This window comes from Streptomyces sp. NPDC037401, from assembly GCF_055602345.1.
In genome coordinates, this window is sequence record NZ_JBVJWO010000016.1 from 152,806 (window position 1) to 176,643 (window position 23,838).

A 23,838-nucleotide genomic window follows, 5' to 3' on the forward strand; every position below is an offset into this window, starting at 1 on the left:
GCCGTGGCGGCCGAGGAGGATTTCGGCGGGCATTCGCCCTCTTCGGGCAGCGGGTAGCAGGCCCTCATCTCGTCGGCGGCCTCCTGCTCCTGGCGGTCGTAGTCGTCGGCGGTCCGGCGGTTCGCTTTGTACTCGGCTTCGGTCTGCGGATTCGGGAACGGGTGATGTGACGGCCGGGCTCACCGTTGCCCGGCGTGGGCGCAGCCGGAGGAAGCGTCACCGGATCCCAGGCCGTGGACGGTACGGCTGGTCGCAGGGGCCGCGAGCTGCTTCCCCTGGAAGGCGAAGCGTCCGTACGGCCACCCGGCCGGGTCGTTGTTCAGCCGCTCGGAGGGCTCCCGGCAGGCGGCCCGCTCGGCGGACCGGAGGAAGGGCCGCTTCGTCCCACAGCGGCAGCGCATTGGAGGTGATGTAGACCGTGTGCGTCACATGGTGTACGTGACGGTCACCGCGGCCCCGGTGACGCCCTCTTCGGCGAGCAGGGCCTCCGTGCGGCCCACCAGGGTCGTGGCCTGTACCGCGCGGCCGAAGAGTTCTCAGCGCGTGGAGTACACGCTGGTCAGCCCGGTGGCATCGGCAAGGTCTGCCAGTACCGTGCACCGGCGTGCACCGGCGTGCCTCACCACCCCCGAACCGTCAGCGGATACACGGAGCTTGGGGGACGCGGACCGACACATTGGTGTGTGACTTCTATTGCTGGCGCCTCAGTACCTCGTCGAAGCGGCCAGGCTGAAGGCCGTCGTCGCGATGAAGAGTCCGATGCAGGTGATGAACACCATCACTGCGCCGATCAGGATCGGGCCGCTCCCGATCCCGGATGCTGCTCCGGCCGGCAGCGCCCGCTCGGGGCATTGCGGCAGATACCGCACCGGAAGAACGTCCCCGACCACATGCGGCACGCCCGAAACCACCTCGGCCCGCACATCCCGCCCGTCGGGCGTCTGGAACCCCAGGATCAAACGGCGCTGGCTCTGCCCGTGCCCCTGCGACGAGTGGTGCACCACGAACGTCTCCAGGCAACTGGCCTCCGCAACGAGACCCTCCCGCAGGATCTTCCTGCGCTCCACGACCTTGCGGGCCGTGTAGATGAGCACCGCGATTCCCACGGCCACAAACAGTATCCCGACCGCCCCGAAGGCCCACCCGATCGCCGTATCCACAGCAGCATCCCTCATCCCTCATTGGTGGCCCGGAATCACGCTTCTGCGCGCTGGGCCGACGCCACCTGTGAGGATAGACAGCGGGGGCCGGCGGTACCCGGCCGGGAGCAAGGCGGCGACCCGGCCCGTTCACCGCGCTCACCTTGCCAATTGCCTGTCGGGCAGGCCCTGTTGTCATGGGCCGGAGACGCATCGGCCGGAGCAGGCGAGAGATTCGAGGATCTCCTGAGCTGTCTTGGTCCCGGTAAACGGCTTGGGGTCTTCGTTCCGGTTTCCGGACCGCCATCGTTCGCAGCGCAGTCCAGGTCACCAAGTGATCAACCTGAGATCGGCCAGATCAGGAGCCCTGTCCCGGCACCGCAAGGAGACCTGTCTGCCACGCAGCCAGGGCGTCCAGCCATGGTGAAGCAACGCCTGGCGGATGGCTGCAGCGACCCGACCTGGTGCGATCACCACGCCGTGCTCAACCCATGTCGCCATTCGCTGCTCGTTCCCGTAGCCGCCCACCACGACGTGTCCTGCTTCCGCTGTGGTCGTGATCACGGAGATCAACGAGCAGCTCCCGGCAGTGGACGGGATGGCCTCTGACCTGCAGGAACAGGACCGACTGGACCAGCAGACCCGGCGGCTGCGCGCCACCGCTCTCAACGCTCCTGGCGCCACTTGACCATGTAAGCGGGTGCTTCCGCGTCGTACTGGTCCTCTGCGGGGGTCTTCCACTCGGCCACCAGCCGATGCGCACCGGCGGGTGCCTCCCGCCAGGGCCCGAGCAACGCCTGCAGCTCGTCGTAGCGCCTGTCGACTCCACCGTGGACAGGAAAGCCCGTCGTCGCGGTGCCCTCGGCGAGACGCCTGTGCCAGTCGGCCACTATCGCGGACTGCTCTCGCTCCAGGGAGAGCAACGCTTCATCGATGGGCCACACCAGGTACTCGTCGTCGTAGGGATCGTCGGCATGCCAGTGGTCGTGATTCGCACTGAACGCACTGAAGTAGTGCGCTGTCCCCTGGACATCGGCAATCCCCCGCCTGGGGCCGTCGTACCAGTCGTGCTCCACATGGACCCGCTCGAATCCCGCGCGTACCAGCATCAGCCTCTCGGATTTCTCTGTCATCCGGGCAGGGTAGGGAACTCCGGTTCGAGCCGCACGGAAAATAGCCGATGAGACAAATTTCGCCTCGCTGTTTCAGTTGGGGCTACCGGGCGGCTGAGCCATCCCTCGTGCGGACCCATACGGTCCGCCGCAAGAGGTGCCACGCCCGCCCCGCACACGCACGTCATGTTGGGTCCCGGTACCGAGAGGTCCGCAGCAGCCGTGGATCAAATCCCCGGGGAGCCGGCCAGCTGCAGGCTCGGGGCGTCCTCCGGGGGCACGATGACAGAGTCCCGGGGGCCGGTGGGCACCATCTCGGTCATGCCGGGCGGCATGAGAAGAGCCCGGCTCACGAGTGCGGACACCGCCTGGGTGCCTGGGGCCACGAGGGGGCCCCAGGGCTCGGCGTCGATGGCGTAGGTGCCTCGCGGGATTGCCGAAGGCGCGAGCCGCGTCTTGCATGCCGGTCCCCGTCATGCAGCGAGGTATCCGGGACGCCCCGACGCTCCTGCAGGTCCGAGGTGAGTTCGGCACCGCACTTCGCGCAGTAGAACACCGCCATGCCAACGGTTGCATCTCACCAACGCGCGGATGTCCGGCCGCCACGTGGGCCCGCAGGAAGGCCCCGCCACGGCTCGCCGGGCTTCCCAGACCTCTCCCCGCGGCCGCTCGCGGAGCCTGCCGATCCCGCCCTTCGCCGTGGACTTGATGGCGGTCACCACGATCGCCATCGCGGAGTCGCGGTCGGTGACTGCGGTGGAGCCGCGCCGCGTCATCACCCGGGACGCGTGCACGCCGAGCAGCCGGGCGGGCTCGGCCGGGGGCAGCTGCCCAGCGGTGTCCCAGTCCTGTCCGCGCCGCAGGCCCGGGGCCTCAGGCGGCGAACAGGTTGGTGCGGCCGGGCAACTGCTGCCCCGGGCGCAGGAACCGCCGGCTGCCCTGTTCGTCGCGCACCGCGAGGAACCCGGCGTCCGTCAGCCGCTGTGCGATCTTCCCGCGGCGGATCGCGCCCACCTTGAACGCCACGGTGAAGATCAGCGCGACCGCCCCGCCGGAAGCGACCGCTTCGACCGGCGACCTGTCGATGAGCAGGAGGACGGTCAGGACCGCGCAGGCGAGGTAGCCCTTCACCTTCTGGCTCCGGTCGACGACGTACAGGGCCATGACGTCGAAGGTGATGAGGTCCTTCAGCACGGCCACGGCACCGACCGCTTCGGGGAGCGGCTTCAGCGAACCCTGCTCCAGCCCCGGCACTGTCCCGCCGTTGCCCGCCTGCGGATGGGCGCTGATGGTGGCCGCCTCGCGGACGCGCGCATCGGGCTGCGGGTCCCGGTACATCCGGACCTGGACGAGCGAGTTCTTGAACCCGGTCCTGTACGCCATGCCGTACGTGTAGCCGTACTGCTCCGCCACCTGCGCCAGGGCGGCCGCCTTCGGCGTGGTGCCCTGGGGGGCGATCTCGACGATGTCCTGCTGACGGGCGATCTGCTGGAGCATCCCCGCTATGTGACGTTCTACGGACATCCTGTTCCCCGCCCCCTGGGCCCCCGCGCCTGGGGCCGACCGGCGCACAGCCTAGGGCGTGCGCCGCCGATCGGAACACGTGCGGTCGCCCGGCCATGGACCGGGAGACCTCGCGTCCGGCGTGGGTCAGGCCTCCAGCAGGGTTGCAGGCCATGACGATGCGCTGGACCTGGTTCGTGCCCTCGGCTCCAGCCTGGAGCTTGCCGTTCTCTTGGCGGCGGGTGAGCAACGGAGCAACGATGAGGGTCGGGACGATAGGGGCTATTGCAGCGATCGGGACGCAGGACGGCCCGGTGGTCGTGCAGGGCACTCGGGAGGGGGTGGACCGCAGGCGGCAGCGCGCACGGCGGTTCGTGAACGCAGAGACTCCCCCGGCCGCCAGCGAGTTCCCACCGCTACGGCAGCGGCCGGCAGGCCCGTCCCTGCCGGCCTGCACGTCGCTGGGCAAGGGCCGCTGCGCGGCGTGACCGCGCGCCGACGACAAGATCGCCAGACCATCGGCCGGCGCCCGTACGTCCCACCCGGCCGCCTGAACCCGCAGCCCACCCGCCGCTTGGCACTCGTCGCCTCGGCGAGGTGGAAGCCAGTCGCCCCGACGCCGTCCCTCACAGCGTGGCGCTCCCAACCACCAGCGGGACTGGCGACCGTGGAACGAGGCCCTGGCAGGCCGTACGGGGTCGCGTCCCCGGTGTACTCGGCCGGCGTCCAGCAGTGCTTGCGCGGCAGGTCCGCCAAGAGTCCGAGCACGAACTCCCGCGCCCGCCTCCGCGGTTCCACCCGGGCAAAACGCGCCGTCGATACGGCCCATCAGAACCTCGGGCATGTCCTGCAAACGGGCAGGATCCACGATGGTCACCGGGCGCCGTACCCGTTGCAGGACGGCCCCGACCAGCAAGATCACGACTGCTGGAGTACTCGTCGGCGCTCTTCCGCAACCCGGTGTCACCCTTCGGATACTTTGGGCTGCGCAGGTCGATCCCCGGGAGTGAGCAAGATGGCAACGGTGCTGGTGACGGGCGCGGCGGGGAACGTCGGTTCGAAGGTCGTCGCGGAGCTGGGTGAGCGCGGCATTCCGGTCCGCGCCTTCGTCCGCGACCCGGATCGCGCGGCTGCCGAGCTCGGCGGCGAGACCGAGCTGGCGCACGGCGACTTCGCCGAACCGGCGTCTGTCCGGCGGGCTCTCGACGGTATCGAGCGGATGTTCCTCGTTTGCGCAAACGACCCCAGGCAGGTCGAATACGGGACGAACGCAATCGACGCGGCAGCGGCCGCGGGTGTCCGGCAGGTGGTCATGCTGTCCACGATCGGGGCAGAGGCCGGTTCGCCGACGGTCTTCTTCGATCAGCACGGCCGCATCGAGCAGCACCTGCGCGGCTCGGGCATCCCGACGGTGGTGCTGCGCTCAAGCCACATGATGTCGAACATCCTCGGTTCTGCCGCGACCATCCGGCAGGCCGGCCGTTTCTTCCTCCCCGCCGGTGACGCGCGAATCGCGATGGTCGATCCGCGTGACGTCGCCAGCGCCGCTGCCGCGGTGCTGGTCACGGCCGACCACGACGGCAGCACCCACGTCCTCACCGGCCCGGAGGCGATCACCTACACCGAGGTCGCACGGCGTCTGTCGAGTGCCCTGGGCCGCCCGATCGAGTACGTGGACGTACCGGACGAGGCGGCGGCCGCCGGGATGGCCCAGGGAGGTCTGCCACAGTGGCTCGCGGAGCAGGTGGTGGCCGTCTTCGGGTCGCTGCGCGGCGGATTGAACGCCTTCACCACCAGCTCGGTGCGGGAACTGACGGGCCGTGAGCCACGCGCCTTCGAGGAGTTCGCCCGCTGGGCGGCCCCGTCGCTGGTCGGCGAATGACACGTCGTCAGCGCCGACAGGCCGCCGCGGGCCCACCTGAGTGCTGTGCGGCTGCGCTGGTGCGCAGCCGGGCGACGCTCGCACCCGGGCCAGGAAACCCGAACTCGCCCAGCTCTCCGCAGAAACGGGACTGACGGTCACCGTCCGTCACCTGTCGCCGGCACCACCGGCGACCACCACCCGCCGGCCTCGCACCTCTCCAGACTCGGGTCTCGCCCAGACCGGCGACTCCGAAAACAAGATCAAATTCCCCTGAACCCACGGGCCTCGCCGGGTGTGATGGTCTACGGGGTCGGGGCGGTACTCAGTGCGGCCGCGCCGGGGCTGGGCGTGCTGATCCTCGGGAACTCGATTCTGGAGGGTGCGGGCACGGTGCTGCTGATTCCGCCGGTCTACATCCTGACCATGCTGCTGTTACGGACAGGGCGTCGAGGGCGCGTGCGTTCGGCGCGATCACGGCGATGGGCGGGATCGGGGCGGCCGCCGGTCCGCTGATCGGCGGGCTGATCACGAGTGCGATCAGCTGGCGGGCCGCGTTCGTGTTCCAGGCGCTGGTGATCGTGGTGCTCAGCCGCAAGATCGACGATCCGCTGCCGCCCGACCGCGCCAGGCCCTTCGACACCGTCGGGGCGGTGCTGTCGGCGGCGGGTCCGGTTCTGCTGGTGACGGGCATTCTGGCCGTCGACGACAACGGCTGGCCGGCGCTCGGCCTGCTGCCGGCCGGCGGGGCGGTGCTGGTCGGCTTCTTCGCATGGGTACGGCTCCGCGAGCGCGCCGGTCGGGAGGTGCTGCTGGCGACGGAACTGTTCCGTAACCGCACCTCGAACCCGGGCCTGGTCACCCAGAACACGCAGTGGCTGATGCTGATGGGCGTCTCGTTCACCGTCGCCGCCTGCCTGCAGGTGGTGCGCGGCTTTCGTGAGACCTTCGCCAGCACGGCCTCAGAGGCGCTCAAGGCCGGAATCGCCGCAGCCGCGCTGCTGGCGGTGATGGCCTGACGTCATCGTTGGCGCGGGCGGGGCACTGTGGGTACGGCCATACGGATGGCGGCCCCGGGACCGTCGCTATCGCCGTTGAGGACGACCGCGGAGCAATCCCCGGCACACACAGTGAAACCGGCGGGGGCGCCGGCGCCGTCAGGAAGGGGCACGCGTCCCGGAAGGCCCGGGGCGGCCGCCGACGGCCACCCTGCCCATCGTCAGCGCCAGCCTGCGCACCCCGGACCAGTCCATCGGCACCCCGGCCCTGACGCCGGGCCGGTGCCGGGGCACCAGGACCCGCAGAACCCCCGGTTCCACGCGGCAGTGCACCGGTGCGGGCATGGTCAGCGACTCGCCGTCCACTCCGACCCGCACGAGCGGACCGTCCGAGTCGACGACGACCTCCCGGGTCGTCAGCGACGTCAAGCCGCCGGACCCCTCGTGGCGCAGGATGCCGGCCGCCTGGGCGGCGTTGTTCACCTTCACGCTCAGGACGCCGAGGGTTCCGGTGTCCAGCCGGATGCGCCGCCCCAGCCCCGCCGCGTCACCGCGGCCGTAGGGATTGTTGCTCACCAGCACGGCCTGCGGTTCCTCGACGGTCGTGCCTTCGGCGCGCACGCTCAGTCTCGGTCCGCCGCGGCGCGCGAGCAGGTCGGGCAGCAGCGCCAGAATCGTACGGATCTTGTCGTCGCGGTACGCCGGGCTCTGTACCACTTCGGCGTACGCGCCGAAGGACGCGTTGTTCACGAAGGGACGCCCTTCGATCCGGCCGAGGTCCACCCGCACCTCCACCCCGTCGGTCAGTGCGTCCAGGCAAGCCGCCGGGTCGCCCCGGTCCAGTCCGAGGTCCAGTGCAAAGTGATTGCGGGTGCCCGCACTGATGACCAGGAACAGTACGTCCCGCTCCGCCGCCACGCCCGCGACCAGTGCCTGGGTGCCGTCGCCGCCCGCCACGCCCACGAGGTCGGCGCCCCGGTCCACCGCCCGGCGGGCGAGCTCGGCGACGTCCTGGGGGTGGTCGGAGTCCAGCATCACCACCTCGGCGCCCAGCGCCTCGGCCTTCTCCCGGAGGCCGAAGGCGCCGACCTTCCCGCCGCCGGAGCGCGGATTCATGATGATGAACGGCCGCTTCGGCGGCACGGCCTGATGCACGGGCATCCGGGTCCGGCCCTCCTCGGCGAGCGCGGATCGCCCCGCCGCCACTGCCAGGGCCCACAGGAGCAGCGTGCAGAGCACCACCCAGAGCAGTCCGACGTGCGCGTACCAGACGATCACGGCCGCGGGTACCGCCACGCACATCAGCGCCGCCAGCCACCTGACGGGGCCGCGATGAGCCAGTACCAGCCACACGGCGGCAGCCGTCACGGCCACTCCGGCCAGTGCCACGAGCACCAGGACGACGCTGCGGAAGCCGGCGAACACCAGCATGACGATCAGCGCCGCCGCGCCGGACAGCAGTGCCATACGCGCCTTGGCATGCATGCTCACGTGGTTGGCCTCCGCTTCACCGCAGGTCGGAGCCGCACTTTCAGGAGTTGAGGATGCGGTCCTTCTGCACCGCCAGTTCCGCTTCGGTGAGCACACCCTGCTCCTTGAGGGCGGCGAGCTCCTTCAGCTGGGCGATCTTGTCGTCCATGCTGGGCGCGGCGGAGGGCGGCGGGGCGGCCGGCTCCGGCTGGGTCTGCTGCTGGGCCGCCGCCGCAGCGTCGTTCTGCTGGGACCAGCGGCCGGCCTGACGGCGTGAGACACGATTCGAGACGGCCGTGGCCGTCCCGGCGATGGCGGCGGTTCGCACGACGCCGCGCAGTAGTCCGGGCATGGTTTCCTGCCTCAGTTTCGGTGCTTCTCTTCGTGGTCTGTGTGTGCCGTGGTGTCTTTCAGGCCGCGGCGTCGTCGAGCGCGTCCAGCACCTCGATCAGGTCCTGCGGCGACACCCGGCCGCTCGCGACCATCCGCGCGTCGGCACGGCGCAGGGCGGCGGCCAAAGGCGCTGCCCACAGGTTCTCGTAGAGGAGAACGGCCGCGGAATCCCCCGGCGCGAGCAGCGAGCCGGCTTCGGCGAGGTCGTCCTCGCCGAGCAGACCCGAGGAGACTCCTTCGAAGAAGCTGAGGTCGAGGTTGCCGTCTCCCGTCACGTCCGCGAGGGTCAAACCCCTCACCGACCCGTCTTCCTGCTTGGTCAGGAAGGTCAGGTCGAGGATGCGGATGATGCCGCGGTCCACGAGGTCGACGAGCAGCGGCATCCCTTCACCGGTCAGGCGGCTGCCCGGAAATTCGACGACGAGGTAGTCGATGGGGCCCATCTCGTCGAGCCCGTTGTCTCTGGTCACGTCAGTCCTCTCGTGGTGCGAATCCGTCACTCATGCGCGTTTCGCGGCGGAACGCCGCGGCTTGGCCGCCGTCACGGCCTTCCTGGTCCGCGCGGGGCGCGCCGGGGCGCTGGGGGCCGGTTCCGGTTCCTTCGCGGCCTTCTGCGCGGGGCGGGCAACCTTGCGGGGCCGGCCGGTGGTCCACTTCAGCTCGATCTCCAGCTCGATCTCATCGCCGTCCACCTCGATCTCCACTTCGCTGTGGAGCTCGTCGGGGACGCGCAGGCTGAGCACGCCCGAACCCAGCTGCACCTCCGTCTTCCCACCTTCTCGGAGCGCCTGGGCGAGCGCCGCGAGCTGGTCGGCGGCCGCGACGCGCGACAACGAGCGCTTCTGCTCGAACTTGAGGTCCGTCATGGCTTTCTCCAGGGCATGGGGACGCATCTGACCGAACGGACCAGACACAACCCATGCTCCCCGCCGGGCCGTGATCCCGCACGGCCGGCCGTGCCGTCGGGTGGCCTCCCCCGCGCACACGCAGCCGGACACAATTCACCCGAATGGACGCGCCCAGGTGACGTCCGGCCGGGCCCGGCCGGACGCTGGACCAGACAGCCCGACTGCAAGGGGCCAAACAGCCCGACTGCAACGCCCGGGCTGGCGAAGGGAGCTCCTCGTGACGCAGACATCCCCCACCCCTCCTGCCGGTGCGCCCCGCGACAACAGGGCGTACGACGACCGATACGGCTGGGCAGCGGGGGGCACCATGTTCGCCGGTGTCCTGCTCCTGGTCGATGGCATCCTCGCCGTGATCAAGGGCATCGCCGGCATCGCCGAGGACGACGTCTACGCGCGCCTGGGCAAATACGTCTTCGAGTTCGACGTGACTGCCTGGGGCTGGATCCACCTGATCCTCGGCGTCATCCTCATCGTCGTGGGCATCGGACTCCTCAAGGGCGCCGCCATGTGGGCGCGGGTCCTCGGCGTGGCAGTGGCAGGGTTCAGCATCATCGTGAACTTCATGTGGCTGCCCTACACACCGGTGTGGGCCATCATCTCGATCGCCATCGCCATCTTCGTGATCTGGGCCCTGTGCTCGAACGACAGCCGTTCTCGCGCCACCGCCTGACCGATCGGGGCCGGGACGAGGCCACCACCGGGCTCCCGGCATGCATCCGGACCTCCGTACCCCGGTTCCGGAAGGCGATCCGGGCGGCAGACGGGCTCGTCCACGTGCACGAAGTGGACAGGTCGCTCTGGTCCGCCCGGATCCGGCCTTGCTCGTCGTCGACATCCGCCGCTACGGCACCATGAGCGATGCGGACCGGAGCCGACAGGCGCGTGCCCTCGTCCCGTCCGGAGCTCACGACGGGCTGCTACCCCGACTTCGACCCCACCGGCTTCCCGACCATCGTCGCGGCGAGCAAATGGTCTGCGCACTGATCCACGACGATCCGGAAGCGAGCTGCCGCCGAGCGTGACCCGCCAACCACCCGTAGGGGTCAAGTCTGCTGCCCAATGCACTAATCAGGCGGCGGGGCCGGGGGAGCACCGCACGTCCGGGGTACCCACCCTGCATGATCACCGTTGGCGTCGAAGAGGAGTACCTGCTGGTCGACCCCGTGACTCTCCTACCCGCTCCGCTCGTGCAGGACGTGCGCGCCACGGCCCGCCTCACACCGATCGCAGACGCGGACGAGGTCCAGGACGAGCTGCTGCAGGCGCAGATCGAGGTCGCCACTCCCGTGTGCACGGCGCTCGAGGAGGTCGGGGGCCATCTGCTGCGGCTGCGTCACGCGGTCGCCTCCGCGGCCCAGGCGAACGGCTGCCGGATCGCAATCTCCGGCACCGCCCCGGTCCGGGACGTCCTGCCCGTGCCCGTCACCAGCAACGCCAGGTACCTGAAGATGCGCGGGGACGCCCGGCTGCTGGTCGAAGAACAGCTGATCTGCGGCATGCACGTCCACGTGGGACTTCCCGACCGGGAGACCGGCGTGGCCGTGCTCAACAGGATCCGCGTCTGGCTACCGACGCTGCTGGCCATGGCCGCGAACGGGCCCCTGTGGGACGGACGCGACACCGGTTACGCGAGCTGGCGCACGATCATCTTCGGCCGCTGGCCGGTCAGCGGCCCGCCGCCGTACTTCGCGGGGGCGGAGGACTACGAGGCCCGGGCCGATGCGCTGCTCAGTTCGGGGGTGATCCCCGACCGGGGACAGCTGTACTGGCAGGCCCGGCTTTCCGAGCGCTTCCCGACCATTGAGATCCGCTGCTGCGACGTACAGCTGGAGGCCGACGATGCGGTGATGCTCGCCGGCGTCGTCCGCGGGCTCGCCGAGACCGCGATCGCCGAGGAGAAGACCGGGATCGCTCCCCCGCTGTGCCGCCAGGAGGCCCTCCAAGCCGCGACATGGTATGCGGCCCGACACGGCCTGAGCGGCACGCTGGTGGATCCGGGCGGTCGGCTGCGCAGCAGCGGGGACGTGGTGGGCATGCTGTTGCAGCACATCGGTCCCGCCCTCGAGGAGAACGGCGACCACCGTGAGGTGACCTCGCTCGTCCACCGCCTCCTGCGGGAAGGCACGGCGGCGGACCGGCAGCGCCGGGCCCTGGCCGAGGCAGGACTGCCGGCGGTCGCTGCCCTGATCGCTGCCGGGGGCACTGCCTGAGCGCCTCTCCGGCCCCGTTGGGCACGCCGCTCCCTCGCGCTAGACACCGGGGGTGGCGGTGATGACGCCATCGGCGATCGCCGCGGTGAGCAGGGCATGGTCCTGCACGGACTGGTCTGCGTAGAGCAGCGCGAAGTCGGCGATGGCGCGGTCGAACGCGTCCGACCCGCCCAGGTAGCCGGCGATGGCGATGCGGTCTCCGGAGCGGGCGTGGGCATGGGCGAGGACCGTGCCGCAGAGTTCGGCGTACCGGCGCAGCAGGCGCGGGGACATCGTCTCCACGACGGCCGAGCCCTTCATGTCGCGCAGCTGCCGCCCGTAGAAGTGGCGTCCGTTCGGTCCGGTCGTCCAGCCGAGGAAGATGTCCGATGCGGCCTGCAGGAGTCGCTGTCCTGCCACGACGCGGTGGCCGTGGTGGTCGGGGCCGGCAGCCGGGAGGTGGCCTTCCAGCACCGAGGGTCCGGCCTCCTTGAGCTGGAGGAAGAGCGGGTCGTACTCGTCGCGGCCAGCCAGCAGCACGATGAAGCAGCGGGTGCCGACGCTCCCGACGCCGACGGTCTTGCGCGCCGCGTCGACGAACTGGTGGCGATCGAGCAGCAGGCGCCGCTCTTCGGGGAGCGTGTTGCGGTACTCGCTGAAGATCTTGCCGACCGCCCGCATCTGGGGTTCTTCGATGCGTTCGAGCAGGGGCGGGTCGTGGAGGATGCGCCGACGGCCGTTGCGGATCTCGGTGAGCTTGGAGACCGCCTGGATGCTGGTGTGCCGACGGGCCCGTGCCAGGTTCCCCTCGACCCGGCCGTGCAGTTTGGTCCCGCGGATCAGGGCCAGCAGTTCGGCCGTGTCCGCCCGCTCGTACCAGACCGCGAGCTCGCCCTGTGCGGCGAGTCGCCGCATGGACAGCCGGTAGGAGGCGGCTGCCGCGAGGGCGGCGCGCCGCGCGTGGTCGTCGCTGTGGCCGTTCTCCCGGGCGGCGACGGCAGTGCTGGCGGCGAGCCTCTTGACGTCCCATTCGAAGGGCCCGGGGAACGTCTCGTCGAAGTCATTGAGGTCGAACAGGAGTGCCCGTTCCGGTGAGGCGAAGACGCCGAAGTTCAGCAGGTGCGCGTCTCCGCACAGTTGGACGGTCAGACCGGTGTCCGGTCCGGCGGCCAGGTCCGCGGCCATCACCGCGGCCGAGCCGCGCAGGAACGCGAACGGTGAGGACGCCATCCTCCCGTAGCGGATCGGCAGCAGCTCCGCCAGGCGGTCGGCAGCCTCCTGCCGCAGCACTCCGACGGGATCGGGCCGGTCCGCCGCCGCGATCCACCGGCCGTGCGCGGCACGGCCGACCCTCTTGCGGGCCGCCCGGCCGCGCCGGGCCCGCTCCGCTGGACTGGTCATGTGCAGCTGCCTTTCGCCTCGCCCCCGGTCCCCAGTCTGGGCCCGACGGGCCCGGCACGCGCGTCCGTCGGCCTCCGCCCCAGCGGAGGCACGGGTCGGCACGGGCGGCGCCCCAACGTGCGGACTGCGGGGCACACCGCACGGCCACCGCCATCCGACTGACCCTCCAGCGAGTCCGCGCGCGCTGCGCCGCCGGCACTGGGACCGTACCTGCCATGGCACCTGCGGCAGGCGATTCCGGAGCGACCGCACGCGCGGGGGTCGTCCTGCTGACACTCACGTCCGGGCAGTTCCTGATGGCGCTCGACAGCTCTGTCATGAACGTGTCCATCGCGACGGTGGCCGACGACGTCGGCACGACCGTGACCGGGATCCAGGGTGCGATCACGGCGTACACCCTCGTGATGGCGATGTTCATGATCCCCGGCGGCAAGGTCGGCGCGCTCATCGGCCACAAGCGAGCGTTCCTCATCGGCTGCACGATCTACGGCTGCGGGTCCCTGACGACTGCGCTGGCCCCGAACCTGCCGGTGCTCCTGCTGGGCTGGTCATTCCTGGAGGGCATCGGGGCCGCGCTGATCCTGCCCGCCATCGTCGCCCTGGTCGCCGGCAACTTCGCGACGGAACGCCGGCCGGCCGCCTACGGGATGGTCGCCGCCGCGGGTGCCGTGGCGATCGCTGTCGGACCGATCATCGGCGGCGTCGCCACCACGTACTTCTCCTGGCGCTGGGTCTTCGCCGGCGAGGTCGTGATCGTGCTCGGCATCCTCGTGCTCGCCCGCCGGACGGCGGACGCACGGACCGAGGGAAGCCCGCGCCTCGACCTGGTCGGTGCCGCGCTGTCCGCCCTCGGGCTCGGGGCGTTCGTCTACGGCGTGCTCCGCTCGGGCGCATGGGGCTGGTTCCAGCCGAAGCCCGACGCACCCGCCTGGCTGGGAATCTCCCTGGTGGTATGGCTGATGCTGGCCGGCCTGCTGCTGATCTGGCTCTTCCTGCGCTGGGAAGCCCGCCTGGTGGAGCGCAACCGAGAACCAATGGTCGACCCGGCCCTGTTGCAGAACCGTCAGCTCACGGGCGGCTTGACGATGTTCTTCTTCCAGTACCTGGTCCAGATGGGCGTGTTCTTCCTCGTCCCGCTCTACCTCTCGGTCGCGCTGGGCCTGTCCACGCTCCAGACCGGGGCGCGCATCCTGCCGCTCTCGCTAACCCTGCTGGCCACCGCGATCCTGATCCCGCGCTTCCTGCCCGACGTCTCACCGCGGCGGGTCGTGCGGCTCGGTGTCCTCGCGCTGCTCGTGGGAGCGGTGACCTTGCTGGCCGCGCTCGACGCGGACGCGGGCCCCGAGGCCGTCACCGTCCCGCTGCTGCTGATCGGGCTCGGCATGGGAGCCCTCGCCTCGCAGCTCGGAGCGGTCACCGTGTCCGCGGTGCCGGACCGGCAGAGTGCCGAAGTCGGCGGTGTCCAGAACGCCGTCACGAACCTCGGCGCGTCGGTCGGAACAGCTCTGGCCGGTTCGATCATGATCGCGGCGCTCGGGGCCTCGTTCCTCACCAGCGTCGAGCAGAACCAGGCCATCCCGGCCGAGGTCAAGAGCCAGGCAACCGTAAAGCTCGAAAGCGGCGTGCCCTTCATGTCGGACGCCCAGCTCAAGGCCGCCCTCGACGAAGCGGGTACGAGTCCCGAGCTGTCCTCGGCCGCGCTCGACGCGAACGCCGCCGCGCGTCTCGCCGGCCTGCGCGCCGCACTCGCCATCCTCGCCCTCGCCGCTCTGGTCGCGCTGTTCTTCACCCAGCGGATCCCGAATACCCAGGCGCACTCGAAGACATGACGGGCCGGCAGGCGCCCTTCAGGAGGTCACACCGAGAGGGCTTTGGCCTTGGCCTGTTCGTACTCGGCTGCCGTGATGTCGCCGCGGTTCTTGAGTTCGGCGAGCCGGGCCAGTTCCTCGGCGGCGCTCGTGGGTGCGGCGCTCTCGCGTATGTAGGAGCGGAACGCCTGCTCGTTCGCCTGGGCCCGCCGCAGCTCGCGTTCGCCCATCCCGCGCCCGCGGGCGATGAGGTATACGAACACGCCGAGGAAGGGAAGGACGATCACGAATACGGTCCATCCCGCCTTGCCCCAGCCGTTCAACTCGTCGTCGCGGAAGATGTCGCCGATGACGCGGAAGAGGAGCATGAACCAGAGGACCCAGAGGAAGATCATCATCATGGTCCAGAACATGTTCAGCAGCGGGTAGTCCACTGCCAGGTTCATTACCGAGTCGTTCATGGCCGGTCTCCTGCCGGTTGTGACGGGGCGCGGCTACCTGTTCGGGACCGCGAAGCAGGCGAGACGCCCGCCGTCGTCTGCGGCCTCTGGAACAGCCCGCATGTGGGAATGCGACGATGTGTCATGCCGGTTCCGGGGTGAAGGGACGCAACTCGTCGGCCCCGGCGTGTACGAGGCCGTAGCTGCTCTCGGGTACCTCGTTCCAGGCACCGGGCAGATCACCGAGGGGTTCGGACACCACCAGTCGGGTCTCGTCGGACACCTCTTGAAGGAACGCCATGTCGGGGTGCAGTTTGCGCAGTGCGTCCACGCGGGTGCTGTAGAAGAGCGACCGTGAGGCGCCCTCACTGGAGTAGCGGAAGGCCCACACACTCGCCCCGTCACTGACGGCGACCGTCATCTGCATCGGGTACTCGACGCCGTGCTCGCGGCCGACGCGCTCCACCACCCCCACCATCCTGGCGACGGCGCCCGGCGGGTCCTCCTCCAAGCCGAAGGTGAGCGCCAGGTAGAACATCGTCTCCGAGTCCGTCGTCCCCTCGATCTCGGAGTACAGCAAGGGGTCGACGAGCAGGGTGAGGTCGCGCCGCATCGCGTGGAAGCCGGTGACGGAGCCGTTGTGCATCCACATCCAGCGGCCGTTCCTGAAGGGGTGACAGTTCGTCTGCTGCACCGCCGTGCCCGTCGACGCCCGGATGTGGGCGAAGAACAACGGGGAGGTGACGTGGTCCGCGAGTTCCCGCAGGTTGCGGTTGTTCCAGGCGGGGCCGATGTCCCGCAGGAGCGCGGGGGTGCCATTGCTGCCCTCCGGGTACCACCCGACGCCGAAACCATCGCCATTCGTCGTCTCCACGCCCAGTTTGGAGTGCAGGCTCTGATCGATCAGCGAGTGGGCCGGTTTGTAAAGGATGGTGTCCAGTAGCAGGGGTGTTCCCGAGTAGGCGAGCCATCGGCACATGAGCGATCACCTTTGTTCCTACCTGCAGCTGCGAGAATACTGCTGCGTCCCGCTTGCCCCCCGGCTTCCCGAGTCTTCAAATGAGTTCGCCGGTTACCGCGCGACAGCGCTCCGCTGCCCTGCCGGATCTTCCTTGAGCCCGCTGAGGATGGAGCACCACCTCCAGGTCTACCGGCGAGGCCTTGCCCGCTGATCGGGTGACCCTCATCCGGTCAATCTCATTTTCGCCTCCGCTGCGTTGCATCGCCATGCGGGCGCGGATCGTCCGCTTGGAGCGGTATGCCCGCCTCGGGCTCGACGTGGTCGCCCGGCACGCGGACGCCCGAGCCCGGCCGACGGTGCCGACGAGCTCGGCGGGTCCTGGTGGGGGCATCGTCGGCCGCGTTGACGACGGTGCCGGCCGCGGTCGTGCGCAAGACGGTGAAGCTGATGCGGTCCATGTCGAGGCCCCTCGGGTGCAGCGGTGTCGGCGGCTGGGCGGATCAGGACCTGGTAGGTGGTGAGGAGGGCGTAGACCTCCTGGTCGAGGCCGGGCGGGCTACGCGAGCGCAGCACCCGCCCGCCGAGCATCGTGGCCTTGATCGAGAAGTAGGCCGTGTCGCTCTGCCACCGCGGGTGGTAGAGGGCGATCAACTCGGTGGCCGGGTAGCGTGCGGCGTACAGGAGACTGGTCAGCAGGTGCCACTGTTCGCGACGTACGGTGCCGTCGGCCAGGGTGACGGTGATCTCGGCGATGAGACCGCCGTCCACAACCTGCATCAACTCACCCAATAGCCAAGCGCGTACACACCCCCGGCTGCCTCGATCATGCGCGTGATGACAGACCCCTCCCGCAACGGGACTCCCTGTGAGAGTACGGAGTGCCCGTGGGGGAGCGATCTTGCCCAAGCGGTCACACAATGAGCGCGAGGGACCCTATCGCGGCTGTGGCGGGATGTACGGTTCCGCGGTGTCTGGAGGTCGTGTGACATGGGATCAGTGCTGCCATGACGATCGAAGGGCAGGCTCCTCGAACCGATGTATTCCATCCCGTCGAGAGCCTGAGTGACCATCCCAGGTCGGTGGACCGCGCCGATCCCGCAGGACCGCCGAACCTCCCGCCGCCCGGCCCACAGGACGAACTCGAATCCATCCGGAACATGGTGGCGCGGCTGAGGGCTGCCTACCCGTCGGTCGACGCAGTCGTCGTCGAGGCGACCGTCAGGGGCGCATACGAGTCGTTCCGCCAGGCCAGGGTCAGGGCCTACATACCGATCCTGGTCGAACGCCGGTCCCGGACGGCGCTCAGTGCCGCCTGCCGCACTGCTCCCGGTCAGGAGGGGTCCAGAGGCACCTGATGCCTCGGCGTCTGCGGAGACCGGGCAGCACATCAGCAGCAAGCTTCCCTCCCCGGGTGCAGGCTGCGCCCGGGATCCGTGCGGTCTCGGCCTACCGGCGCGAGTGGCTGCCCAAGTACCGTGGTCGCCGAAGGGAACCAGCACGAGAACACGCATCCTCGGCTCGCTCCCGCTCATCCCTTCGTACCGGTGGTGGGGAGCGTCCGTCTGCCCGCCGCGTGGCTCCTTTCATCTTCCGTCGATCCCATGACGTGGGCCGGCAGCCGGTCTCCGGGCGTACGGCCATGCGCTGGGCCGCAGCACCTGCCGACCCCGTCCAGCTACGTGTGGCCGCCGCTCATTGAGCCGTCCGGGCCGGGTGGGCGCGATCGGAGCACGGTTCCCGCAGGGCAGGGCCGGCAACACCGTAGGGTCAGGCTTCGGGCCCCGCGTGAGGTGATGGCAGCGGGACACCTGACACGCTGCCCGTGGCGCAGCCGCCCCGGCCACGACGGATGCCCAGTGTGAGGAGTACCGATGAGGGAATGGGCCATCGTGATCGCTGGGGGTGTAGTCGTCGGCTACGGGGCGCTCTCGCGGCGCTTGTCGACCACGGTGCTCTCGGGACCCTTGGTGTTCATGCTGTTCGGGCTGGCGATCGGCCCGCTGGGCCTGGACCTGCTGGACCGTGAGAAGGATCCCGAGATCACGCGGACGCTGCTGGAGAGCGCACTGGTGCTCCTGCTGTTCGCGGACGCGGCAAAGATCAGGGCCCGGGACCTGCGCCGGGAGGAGTTCCTGCCGCTGCGGCTGCTTGCGCTGGGCCTGCCGGCCACAATGGCTCTGGGATGGCTGGCGGCCTTGCCACTACTGCCCGGCCTGAGCCTGTGGGAGCTGGCCCTGGTCGGCATCATCCTGGCACCGACGGATGCCGCGCTCGGCCAGCAGGCCGTCTCCAACGAACAGGTACCAGCCCTGGTCCGCGGCGGCCTGTCTGTCGAATCCGGTCTCAACGACGGTCTGGCGCTTCCCTTCTTCGTGCTGGCACTGGCTGCCGCCGGTGAGGGCCACGGCCATCCGGGCATCGCCGAGACGTTCCTGCGCGCGCTGCTGCTGAGCGGCGCGATCGGACTCGCCGCCGGCTGGACCGGGGCAAGCCTGCTGCGCTGGTCGCTCGCCCAGGGCTGGAGCAGCCCCGACTGGCGCCAGTTCCTGGTGTTCGCCGTTCCCGTGATCACATACGCGCTGTGTGTCACGACCGAAGGCAGCGGCTTCATCGGTGCCTGGACCGCCGGCCTCGCCTTCGGCATCCAGCTACGTCGGACGCCCGCCGACCAAGGCATCCGTACCCAGGACTCGGAACCAGCGCAGAACACGAGATTCGCCGAACAACTCGGCCTCCTGCTCGCCTCGCTGAGCTTCCTCGTCTTCGGCGCGGTCATCCTGGGACCGACACTCCAGCACCTGACGTGGCGCACGGTCGTCTACGCACTGCTCAGCCTGACCATCCTGCGGATGCTGCCAGTCGCTCTCGCGCTGGCCGGCACCGGGCTGCGCGCCGCCTCCGTGGCCTACATCGGTTGGTTCGGCCCACGTGGGCTCGCTTCCCTGGTGTTCGGCCTGCTCGCTCTCGAGGAGCACCTGCCCGGAGAGGCTTTGCTGAGCGAGGTCATCGGTGTGACCGTAGGCCTGAGCATCCTCCTGCACGGGGCCTCAGCTCCGTTTTTGGGAAACCGCTACGGCGAATGGTTTACCAAGACCCTCCGCGTGGACCCGAGCCTGCGGGAGAACGCACTCGCCCACAAGGGCGCGCCACGATGAAGTGAGGTGGCCCGAGGTTTCCGGACAACAGCCCAGCGCGCCTTCGGTGCGCGCTGGTGGTACGTCGGTGAGCTCTGGTGGTGGCCGCAGGGGGTTCTCGGCGTCCAGCTCCTCGTCGACCTTCCGCTCCGCCCGCGCGTTGTTCGTCAGCACGAGCTGGATGAACAGGTCCACCAGCGAGTCGGTGATCTCCATCTGCCGCACATGGCACAGCGTGGCCAGCAGCTCAGGCGCCGCGGAGGCTTCACCCGCTCCGGGCCAGGTACTCCTTCGACGCCCGCGCCCGCCACGCGTCCACCAGCTTCTCCGACACATCCGCGAACAAGTCCGCGGGGACCGGCCGCCGGCCGACACCGCATCCTGGCCGTCCGCTCCCTCGCCCGTCTCGTCCCGGCTCCGCCGCTCCGCCCGCCCGCCCCCTTCATGTCCCCCTCCTCTGCGTGATCCTCACGCCCTCCGCATACCGGTGGGCAACCGAGGACGCTGCCGGCGAGATCGACGCACTGGAAACGCTCACCGGCCACCCCGTCCGCCGCCAGTACGAACTGCCCTCCCAGGCAGACCTCCTGCCGGCGGCGGACGCGCTTCTCGCCGCCCCGCTGACGTCCAACACCCTCGCGAAATGGGCGTCCGCCATCAGTGACACCCTCGCCCTCGGACTCATCACGGAGGGCATCGGCATGCAACTGCCGTTCGTCGATCTCCCCCACCTCGACGCGGGCCCGGGCCGCACACCCTGCCATCGCCCGACGGGTCGGCTTCCTGCGCGAAGCCACCCCTGGGTGCCAGGCGGGAAGAAGGCCGGTGCCCTCAGCTGGACTCGGCTTGCGCCCGGCCGGTGAGGAGAAACGACGTGTCCGGTTCTTCTTCGAAGCGGCACGTCGCGGCCGCGGCCGCCCCGCCCCCGGCTCCCGCTCAGCCGCCGTCCGACGACATGAGCCGTCGGATCGCTCGGCTCAAGGGGCCCAGGGCATCGAAGGAGCAGGGACTCCTGACGTCCCAGCGCCTCGGGGGCATGGCTCGTCGTCCGGCGGCCTAAGCCATGACATGGCGAGGTCACCACCGACCTCTCGCCTGCATCCGCAACTCCGTCCCGGTTCCGGAACGCGGTCCGCCATCCGTGGCTGCAGCACCGTGAACGACGCCGACGACCCGCAGTCAAGTTGCCCCTGAACAGCCAAGGGCGCTCCAGGGGCGGGGGGCCGGGTGGGTCGGCAACCTGAGCATCGCGGCCTCCCTCGTTCGTGCCGGGTGTCGAGGACCCGCCTGGAGCGGCGAGCCATGTCCTACCGGCCTAACATGGGCCTGACAGGTGCACAAGGCGTATCCGATGGCTCCGGAGGGTCTCTACAGAGCCCTTCGGCTGGCCCGGGAGGCATGATGACCGTATCCCCCGACGCGGCACCGCATCGCAGGCAGAGCGATCCCGAGGATGTCCTCGAACAGCTCGGAGGCTCGTGGCGCTGGGCACTCGGCCTCGCCCTCGGGACACTGATCCCGGGCATCCTGGTGCTCGCCTGGCCCGACGAGACGCTGCACATCCTCGCTGTGATCATCGGTCTCCAGCTTCTGGTGGCCGGTGTCTTCCGTTTCGTGACGGCCTTCTCGCACAGAGGCGACGGGGGTGGCAGCAGACTGGCGGGGATCCTGATCGCAATGCTGGCGTTCCTGGCGGGCGTCCTGGTTCTACGGCATCCGATGCAGACGATCGGCGCGCTGTCCCTGATCGTCGGAGTGTTCTGGCTGCTGACCGGAGTACTCTCCGCCTACATCGCAATCGCCGACCGCGCTCTCGTGCACCGAGGCCTGCTCTTCGCCCTGGGCGCCCTCGGCGCCGTCGCCGGAATCGTGGTGCTCTGCTTCCCGGTGGACTCCGCGGTCGCCCTGACACGGCTGCTGGGACTGTGGCTCGTCCTGCTCGGCGTATTCGAAGTGGTGATGGCCTTCGCACTGCGCTCCGCCACCCGACAGATCACGCCCACGCCTCCCGGGTAAGTGCCGAGGGCCCTCTGCGCCGGGGCGGCAGCTTCTCCCGGATGATCACACGGTTCGGGGTAGCCACCGGTCATGAACCCATGTCCAGTACCACGCACCCGGCCACGGCCCCGGCCCTAAGCGGCACTGCCGCCGTCAGCGTCAGACCTTCCGGGTGGCGAGACCGGCGTGTTCTGCACTCCGGGAAATGACCGTGATTTCCGCCTTCTTGACGGATCTGGGGGCCGCTCTTCGCAAGGAAGCGGATGCGGCGCACCAGACGGCTATGCGGCGAGTGCCGCCAGCATCTGTTCGGGGGCGGTCAGGATCGAGAAGTGGCCTTGGCCGGGATGGATGTGAAGGCGTGCGCCCGGTATCGCCGCGGCAAAGCGGCGGGCGTGCGGGAGCGGGACGGTGGTGTCGGCGTCCCCCTGGTGGATCGACGTGGGCACCGTGATCGACTCGAGGTCGAAACCCCAGGGCCGGGTCAGCACGCGCAGATCCTGCCCGACTCCCCCGCTGCCGCGCTCGAACGCTCGCAGGTAGTTGGCCAGGAAGGCCGCACGCGCGTCCGACTGGGCGAGGGCACTGCGATCGCCGGCGGGCATCTCGCTGGTCGCCAGGCGAAGGAACAGCCTTGGCGCCCGGCGCGCCAGCGTGGCCAGGCGGCCGAGAAACCAGCCACCGAAGGCCGGAGCGCGCCGGGCCATCTGCAGGGATGCGCGCTGACCGGCTGCCATCCCCAGGGTGGGCCAGGCGGGCGGGCCAAGGGGCGCGATGAGCAGCAGGCTGCGGACGCGGTCAGGCAGCTCGGACGCGCATGCGGCCGCGAACGCTCCGCCGCCCGAGACGCCGAGCAGCGCCACCGAGCCGACGCCCAGCGCGTCCAAGACCTCGGTGGCTTCCGCAGCCCAGTCCACGACCCTCGGCAGGCGATGGGCGTCGGTGCCGCCGATGCCGGGGCGATCGGGGGCGATGAGGCGCAGTCCGAGTGCGTGGGCCGCGCCCGCGAAGCCGTACGCGGCCAGCCGGGATTCCGCCAGCCCGTGGCAGAACAGCACCGCGGGCGCGTCCGGCTCCCCCACCACCTCGACCGCGATCACCCCGCCGTCGGCTCGACGCAGCTCCACTCTCGTATCGTACGTCTCCCATGACCTCGACTGCGGACCGGATGCTTCACGGCAGGCCGGCCTCCGGGGCAGCGTTGACGCCGGCAGTGCCAGAGGCCTTCGCCGGGAGACGTCGTACGGCCGGGACACAGAGCAGCGCCAGGGCTGCGGGGACGGCAAGGATCGTCATCGCGTACAGGGTGGGCCTCACGCCGAGGGATGCGGACACCGGACCGGCGAGCGCCAGGCCGAGCGGCATGAGTCCTGTCGACAGCAGGTGGTCGTAGGAGCTCACACGGGACAGGGCGTTCTCGGGCACGTGCGTCTGCAGCGCCGTTTCCCACAGAACGAAGAAGAGGGAGACGGCAACGCCTGTGACTGCTTCAAGGATCGCGATCACGGCGAGTGAGCCTCCGGATCCGATGATGACCGCTTGGCAGGAGGCCACGGCCAAGGCCGCAGCGGCCAGGGCCATGGGGCGCGCGGCCTTGAGCCGGTAGGCGCATACATCTCCGACGATGGCGCCCATCCCGAAGGCCGCGACCACGACCGACCAGCCGGCTGCACCGCCCCACTCACGGTCGGCGAGGACGGGCCCCAGCACGTAGACCGCCGGCAGCACGACGACGTGGTAGACCGCCATGGCGGCCATGCCGGACCACACCCACGTCCGGCTGCGCACCTGATACCAGCCGGCCCGCAGTTCCGCGAAGAAGGTTCCCCCTCTGGTCGCCTGCGCTGTCTCGAATGCCGTCTGCCGAGGTCTCAGCCGGGCCAGGAACGCGGCACTGGCTGCGAAGGTCAGGGCGTCCAGGGCCAGGGCGCCGCCAGGGCCGGTCAGCGCGACCAGCCCACCAGCCAGGGCCGGGCCGAGCACCAGGCTGGACGACTGGACGAATCCGCGCAGGGCATTCGCCTCCCGCAGCCGGTCAGGTCCTACCACGAGCGGCATCAGCCCAGTGGCGGCGGGCATGAAGAACGCATCGGCCGTGCCGAACAGGATCATCAGCAGGACCAGATGGGGAACCCCAGCGAAACCGGTCAACAGCAGTACAGCGGTGAGCCCTTGCACTGCGAACCGCACCACGTCGGAGATCAGCATGATGCGATGCCGGCGGAAGCGGTCGGCCCACACCCCGCCGACCAGGGTGAAGAGCAGCATCGGAACCAGCCCTGCGGCTGCAACCAAGCCGACGTCGGAGGCGGACCCGCCCACCGACAGCACGGCAAAGGGCACGGCCACCAATGACACCCGGTCGCCCAGTACCGACAGGGCCTGCCCGATGAACAGGCGGGCGAACTGCGGTTCGTCACGCAGCACGCCGGGGATCAAGGATTTCATGCAGCGGCCGTTCGGGCAGAGGGGCAGGTTGCGCAGCGCCCGATGGTAAGGAGGACCGTCCTCGCCGGTCACCTG

Annotated in this window: 24 protein-coding genes and 1 pseudogene; 10 read left to right on the forward strand and 15 right to left on the reverse strand. The window is 70.0% G+C overall.

All coding sequences use genetic code 11. The features are described 5' to 3' along the window. Positions 1 to 179 precede the first annotated feature (179 nt). Both ACZ7H1_RS19560 and ACZ7H1_RS19565 read right to left on the reverse strand, forming a co-directional pair. Complete coding sequence (locus ACZ7H1_RS19560; protein WP_470788220.1) at positions 180 to 401, reverse strand: hypothetical protein; 222 nt, start codon at positions 399 to 401, stop codon at positions 180 to 182. A 303-nt stretch (positions 402 to 704) separates the two neighbouring features. After that, complete coding sequence (locus ACZ7H1_RS19565) at positions 705 to 1,160, reverse strand: DUF3592 domain-containing protein (RefSeq protein WP_470788153.1); 456 nt, start codon at positions 1,158 to 1,160, stop codon at positions 705 to 707. A 535-nt stretch (positions 1,161 to 1,695) separates the two neighbouring features. Between ACZ7H1_RS19565 and ACZ7H1_RS19570 the strand changes: the two genes are divergently transcribed. After that, positions 1,696 to 1,827: a hypothetical protein gene (locus ACZ7H1_RS19570; protein ID WP_470788155.1), complete on the forward strand. Its 132-nt coding sequence runs from the start codon at positions 1,696 to 1,698 to the stop codon at positions 1,825 to 1,827. Here the strand turns inward: ACZ7H1_RS19570 and ACZ7H1_RS19575 are convergent. From ACZ7H1_RS19575 to ACZ7H1_RS19585, 3 genes and pseudogenes are all read right to left on the reverse strand, one after another. Further along, positions 1,805 to 2,272 (reverse strand): hypothetical protein, encoded by a 468-nt coding sequence (locus ACZ7H1_RS19575; RefSeq protein ID WP_470788157.1) that lies wholly within the window; start codon positions 2,270 to 2,272, stop codon positions 1,805 to 1,807. The genes ACZ7H1_RS19570 and ACZ7H1_RS19575 overlap by 23 nt on opposite strands. 852 nt (positions 2,273 to 3,124) lie before the next feature. Next, entirely contained in the window at positions 3,125 to 3,775 is a 651-nt protein-coding gene (locus tag ACZ7H1_RS19580) for a hypothetical protein (RefSeq protein ID WP_470788158.1), read from the reverse strand. 600 nt (positions 3,776 to 4,375) lie between these two features. Continuing rightward, positions 4,376 to 4,583, reverse strand: a pseudogene (locus tag ACZ7H1_RS19585) (IS701 family transposase); the annotation flags it as partial. A 186-nt stretch (positions 4,584 to 4,769) separates the two neighbouring features. On the opposite strand from ACZ7H1_RS19585, the gene ACZ7H1_RS19590 reads away from it, so the two are divergent. Beyond that, entirely contained in the window at positions 4,770 to 5,636 is an 867-nt protein-coding gene (locus ACZ7H1_RS19590) for an NmrA family NAD(P)-binding protein (protein ID WP_470788211.1), read from the forward strand. A gap of 461 nt (positions 5,637 to 6,097) precedes the next feature. After that, complete coding sequence (locus ACZ7H1_RS19595; RefSeq protein WP_470788160.1) at positions 6,098 to 6,634, forward strand: hypothetical protein; 537 nt, start codon at positions 6,098 to 6,100, stop codon at positions 6,632 to 6,634. 138 nt (positions 6,635 to 6,772) lie between these two features. On the opposite strand, the gene ACZ7H1_RS19600 is transcribed toward ACZ7H1_RS19595, so the two are convergent. Genes ACZ7H1_RS19600 through ACZ7H1_RS19615 form a run of 4 tightly spaced genes read right to left on the reverse strand, consistent with a single transcriptional unit; the run spans position 6,773 to position 9,342 of the window. Beyond that, positions 6,773 to 8,098, reverse strand: a complete 1,326-nt coding sequence (locus ACZ7H1_RS19600) for a diacylglycerol/lipid kinase family protein (RefSeq protein ID WP_470788212.1) — start codon at positions 8,096 to 8,098, stop codon at positions 6,773 to 6,775. Between the two features lie 46 nt (positions 8,099 to 8,144). Continuing rightward, entirely contained in the window at positions 8,145 to 8,435 is a 291-nt protein-coding gene (locus ACZ7H1_RS19605; protein WP_470788162.1) for an SHOCT domain-containing protein, read from the reverse strand. 58 nt (positions 8,436 to 8,493) lie between these two features. Then, a complete protein-coding gene (locus tag ACZ7H1_RS19610) occupies positions 8,494 to 8,919 on the reverse strand; it encodes a DUF6325 family protein (protein ID WP_470788213.1) in 426 nt (141 codons plus the stop codon). A 57-nt stretch (positions 8,920 to 8,976) separates the two neighbouring features. Continuing rightward, positions 8,977 to 9,342, reverse strand: coding sequence for an amphi-Trp domain-containing protein (locus ACZ7H1_RS19615; protein WP_470788164.1), 366 nt, complete (start codon positions 9,340 to 9,342; stop codon positions 8,977 to 8,979). A gap of 259 nt (positions 9,343 to 9,601) precedes the next feature. Here ACZ7H1_RS19615 and ACZ7H1_RS19620 point away from each other — a divergent pair, with 259 nt between their 5' ends. After that, entirely contained in the window at positions 9,602 to 10,054 is a 453-nt protein-coding gene (locus tag ACZ7H1_RS19620; protein WP_470788165.1) for a DUF7144 family membrane protein, read from the forward strand. Between the two features lie 448 nt (positions 10,055 to 10,502). Further along, positions 10,503 to 11,594 (forward strand): carboxylate-amine ligase, encoded by a 1,092-nt coding sequence (locus ACZ7H1_RS19625; RefSeq protein ID WP_470788167.1) that lies wholly within the window; start codon positions 10,503 to 10,505, stop codon positions 11,592 to 11,594. Positions 11,595 to 11,633: 39 nt separating this feature from the next. On the opposite strand, the gene ACZ7H1_RS19630 is transcribed toward ACZ7H1_RS19625, so the two are convergent. Next, positions 11,634 to 12,974, reverse strand: coding sequence for a DUF2252 domain-containing protein (locus ACZ7H1_RS19630; RefSeq protein WP_470788168.1), 1,341 nt, complete (start codon positions 12,972 to 12,974; stop codon positions 11,634 to 11,636). 215 nt (positions 12,975 to 13,189) lie between these two features. Between ACZ7H1_RS19630 and ACZ7H1_RS19635 the strand changes: the two genes are divergently transcribed. Next, positions 13,190 to 14,803 carry an MFS transporter gene (locus tag ACZ7H1_RS19635; RefSeq protein ID WP_470788169.1) on the forward strand — a complete coding sequence of 538 codons (1,614 nt, stop codon included), beginning with the start codon at positions 13,190 to 13,192 and terminating at the stop codon, positions 14,801 to 14,803. Positions 14,804 to 14,829: 26 nt separating this feature from the next. On the opposite strand, the gene ACZ7H1_RS19640 is transcribed toward ACZ7H1_RS19635, so the two are convergent. From ACZ7H1_RS19640 to ACZ7H1_RS19650, 3 genes are all read right to left on the reverse strand, one after another. Continuing rightward, complete coding sequence (locus tag ACZ7H1_RS19640; RefSeq protein WP_470788170.1) at positions 14,830 to 15,243, reverse strand: SHOCT domain-containing protein; 414 nt, start codon at positions 15,241 to 15,243, stop codon at positions 14,830 to 14,832. Positions 15,244 to 15,364: 121 nt separating this feature from the next. Continuing rightward, entirely contained in the window at positions 15,365 to 16,201 is an 837-nt protein-coding gene (locus ACZ7H1_RS19645) for a class II glutamine amidotransferase (RefSeq protein ID WP_470788171.1), read from the reverse strand. Positions 16,202 to 16,419: 218 nt separating this feature from the next. Continuing rightward, complete coding sequence (locus ACZ7H1_RS19650) at positions 16,420 to 16,641, reverse strand: hypothetical protein (protein WP_470788173.1); 222 nt, start codon at positions 16,639 to 16,641, stop codon at positions 16,420 to 16,422. 546 nt (positions 16,642 to 17,187) lie between these two features. Here ACZ7H1_RS19650 and ACZ7H1_RS19655 point away from each other — a divergent pair. The 4 genes from ACZ7H1_RS19655 (at position 17,188) to ACZ7H1_RS19670 (ending at position 21,333) form a co-directional block, all read left to right on the forward strand. Beyond that, positions 17,188 to 17,538 carry a three-helix bundle dimerization domain-containing protein gene (locus ACZ7H1_RS19655; protein ID WP_470788174.1) on the forward strand — a complete coding sequence of 117 codons (351 nt, stop codon included), beginning with the start codon at positions 17,188 to 17,190 and terminating at the stop codon, positions 17,536 to 17,538. A gap of 516 nt (positions 17,539 to 18,054) precedes the next feature. Continuing rightward, a complete protein-coding gene (locus ACZ7H1_RS19660) occupies positions 18,055 to 19,338 on the forward strand; it encodes a cation:proton antiporter (protein ID WP_470788176.1) in 1,284 nt (427 codons plus the stop codon). A gap of 440 nt (positions 19,339 to 19,778) precedes the next feature. Next, the gene (locus ACZ7H1_RS19665; RefSeq protein WP_470788178.1) at positions 19,779 to 20,180 is read left to right on the forward strand and encodes a flavoprotein; all 402 of its coding nucleotides are present in this window, start codon (positions 19,779 to 19,781) and stop codon (positions 20,178 to 20,180) included. A 538-nt stretch (positions 20,181 to 20,718) separates the two neighbouring features. Then, complete coding sequence (locus tag ACZ7H1_RS19670) at positions 20,719 to 21,333, forward strand: HdeD family acid-resistance protein (protein ID WP_470788215.1); 615 nt, start codon at positions 20,719 to 20,721, stop codon at positions 21,331 to 21,333. A gap of 263 nt (positions 21,334 to 21,596) precedes the next feature. Here the strand turns inward: ACZ7H1_RS19670 and ACZ7H1_RS19675 are convergent, their stop codons facing one another. Together ACZ7H1_RS19675 and ACZ7H1_RS19680 are read right to left on the reverse strand one after the other, a co-directional pair. Next, entirely contained in the window at positions 21,597 to 22,442 is an 846-nt protein-coding gene (locus ACZ7H1_RS19675) for an alpha/beta fold hydrolase (RefSeq protein WP_470788180.1), read from the reverse strand. 46 nt (positions 22,443 to 22,488) lie between these two features. Further along, on the reverse strand, positions 22,489 to 23,835 hold the full coding sequence (locus ACZ7H1_RS19680) for an MFS transporter (protein ID WP_470788181.1): 1,347 nt from the start codon (positions 23,833 to 23,835) through the stop codon (positions 22,489 to 22,491). Positions 23,836 to 23,838: the final 3 nt, after the last annotated feature.

Excerpts from the sequence above, each read along its gene's own strand:
- ACZ7H1_RS19560 (WP_470788220.1), bottom strand. The coding sequence starts at position 401 with ATGCGCTGCCGCTGTGGGACGAAGCGGCCCTTCCTCCGGTCCGCCGAG.
- ACZ7H1_RS19575 (WP_470788157.1), bottom strand. The coding sequence starts at position 2,272 with ATGACAGAGAAATCCGAGAGGCTGATGCTGGTACGCGCGGGATTCGAG.
- ACZ7H1_RS19580 (WP_470788158.1), bottom strand. The coding sequence starts at position 3,775 with ATGTCCGTAGAACGTCACATAGCGGGGATGCTCCAGCAGATCGCCCGT.
- ACZ7H1_RS19590 (WP_470788211.1), top strand. The coding sequence starts at position 4,770 with ATGGCAACGGTGCTGGTGACGGGCGCGGCGGGGAACGTCGGTTCGAAG.
- ACZ7H1_RS19595 (WP_470788160.1), top strand. The coding sequence starts at position 6,098 with ATGGGCGGGATCGGGGCGGCCGCCGGTCCGCTGATCGGCGGGCTGATC.
- ACZ7H1_RS19600 (WP_470788212.1), bottom strand. The coding sequence starts at position 8,098 with ATGCATGCCAAGGCGCGTATGGCACTGCTGTCCGGCGCGGCGGCGCTG.
- ACZ7H1_RS19605 (WP_470788162.1), bottom strand. The coding sequence starts at position 8,435 with ATGCCCGGACTACTGCGCGGCGTCGTGCGAACCGCCGCCATCGCCGGG.
- ACZ7H1_RS19610 (WP_470788213.1), bottom strand. The coding sequence starts at position 8,919 with ATGGGCCCCATCGACTACCTCGTCGTCGAATTTCCGGGCAGCCGCCTG.
- ACZ7H1_RS19615 (WP_470788164.1), bottom strand. The coding sequence starts at position 9,342 with ATGACGGACCTCAAGTTCGAGCAGAAGCGCTCGTTGTCGCGCGTCGCG.
- ACZ7H1_RS19625 (WP_470788167.1), top strand. The coding sequence starts at position 10,503 with ATGATCACCGTTGGCGTCGAAGAGGAGTACCTGCTGGTCGACCCCGTG.
- ACZ7H1_RS19630 (WP_470788168.1), bottom strand. The coding sequence starts at position 12,974 with ATGACCAGTCCAGCGGAGCGGGCCCGGCGCGGCCGGGCGGCCCGCAAG.
- ACZ7H1_RS19635 (WP_470788169.1), top strand. The coding sequence starts at position 13,190 with ATGGCACCTGCGGCAGGCGATTCCGGAGCGACCGCACGCGCGGGGGTC.
- ACZ7H1_RS19640 (WP_470788170.1), bottom strand. The coding sequence starts at position 15,243 with ATGAACGACTCGGTAATGAACCTGGCAGTGGACTACCCGCTGCTGAAC.
- ACZ7H1_RS19645 (WP_470788171.1), bottom strand. The coding sequence starts at position 16,201 with ATGTGCCGATGGCTCGCCTACTCGGGAACACCCCTGCTACTGGACACC.
- ACZ7H1_RS19650 (WP_470788173.1), bottom strand. The coding sequence starts at position 16,641 with ATGGACCGCATCAGCTTCACCGTCTTGCGCACGACCGCGGCCGGCACC.
- ACZ7H1_RS19655 (WP_470788174.1), top strand. The coding sequence starts at position 17,188 with ATGACGATCGAAGGGCAGGCTCCTCGAACCGATGTATTCCATCCCGTC.
- ACZ7H1_RS19660 (WP_470788176.1), top strand. The coding sequence starts at position 18,055 with ATGAGGGAATGGGCCATCGTGATCGCTGGGGGTGTAGTCGTCGGCTAC.
- ACZ7H1_RS19670 (WP_470788215.1), top strand. The coding sequence starts at position 20,719 with ATGACCGTATCCCCCGACGCGGCACCGCATCGCAGGCAGAGCGATCCC.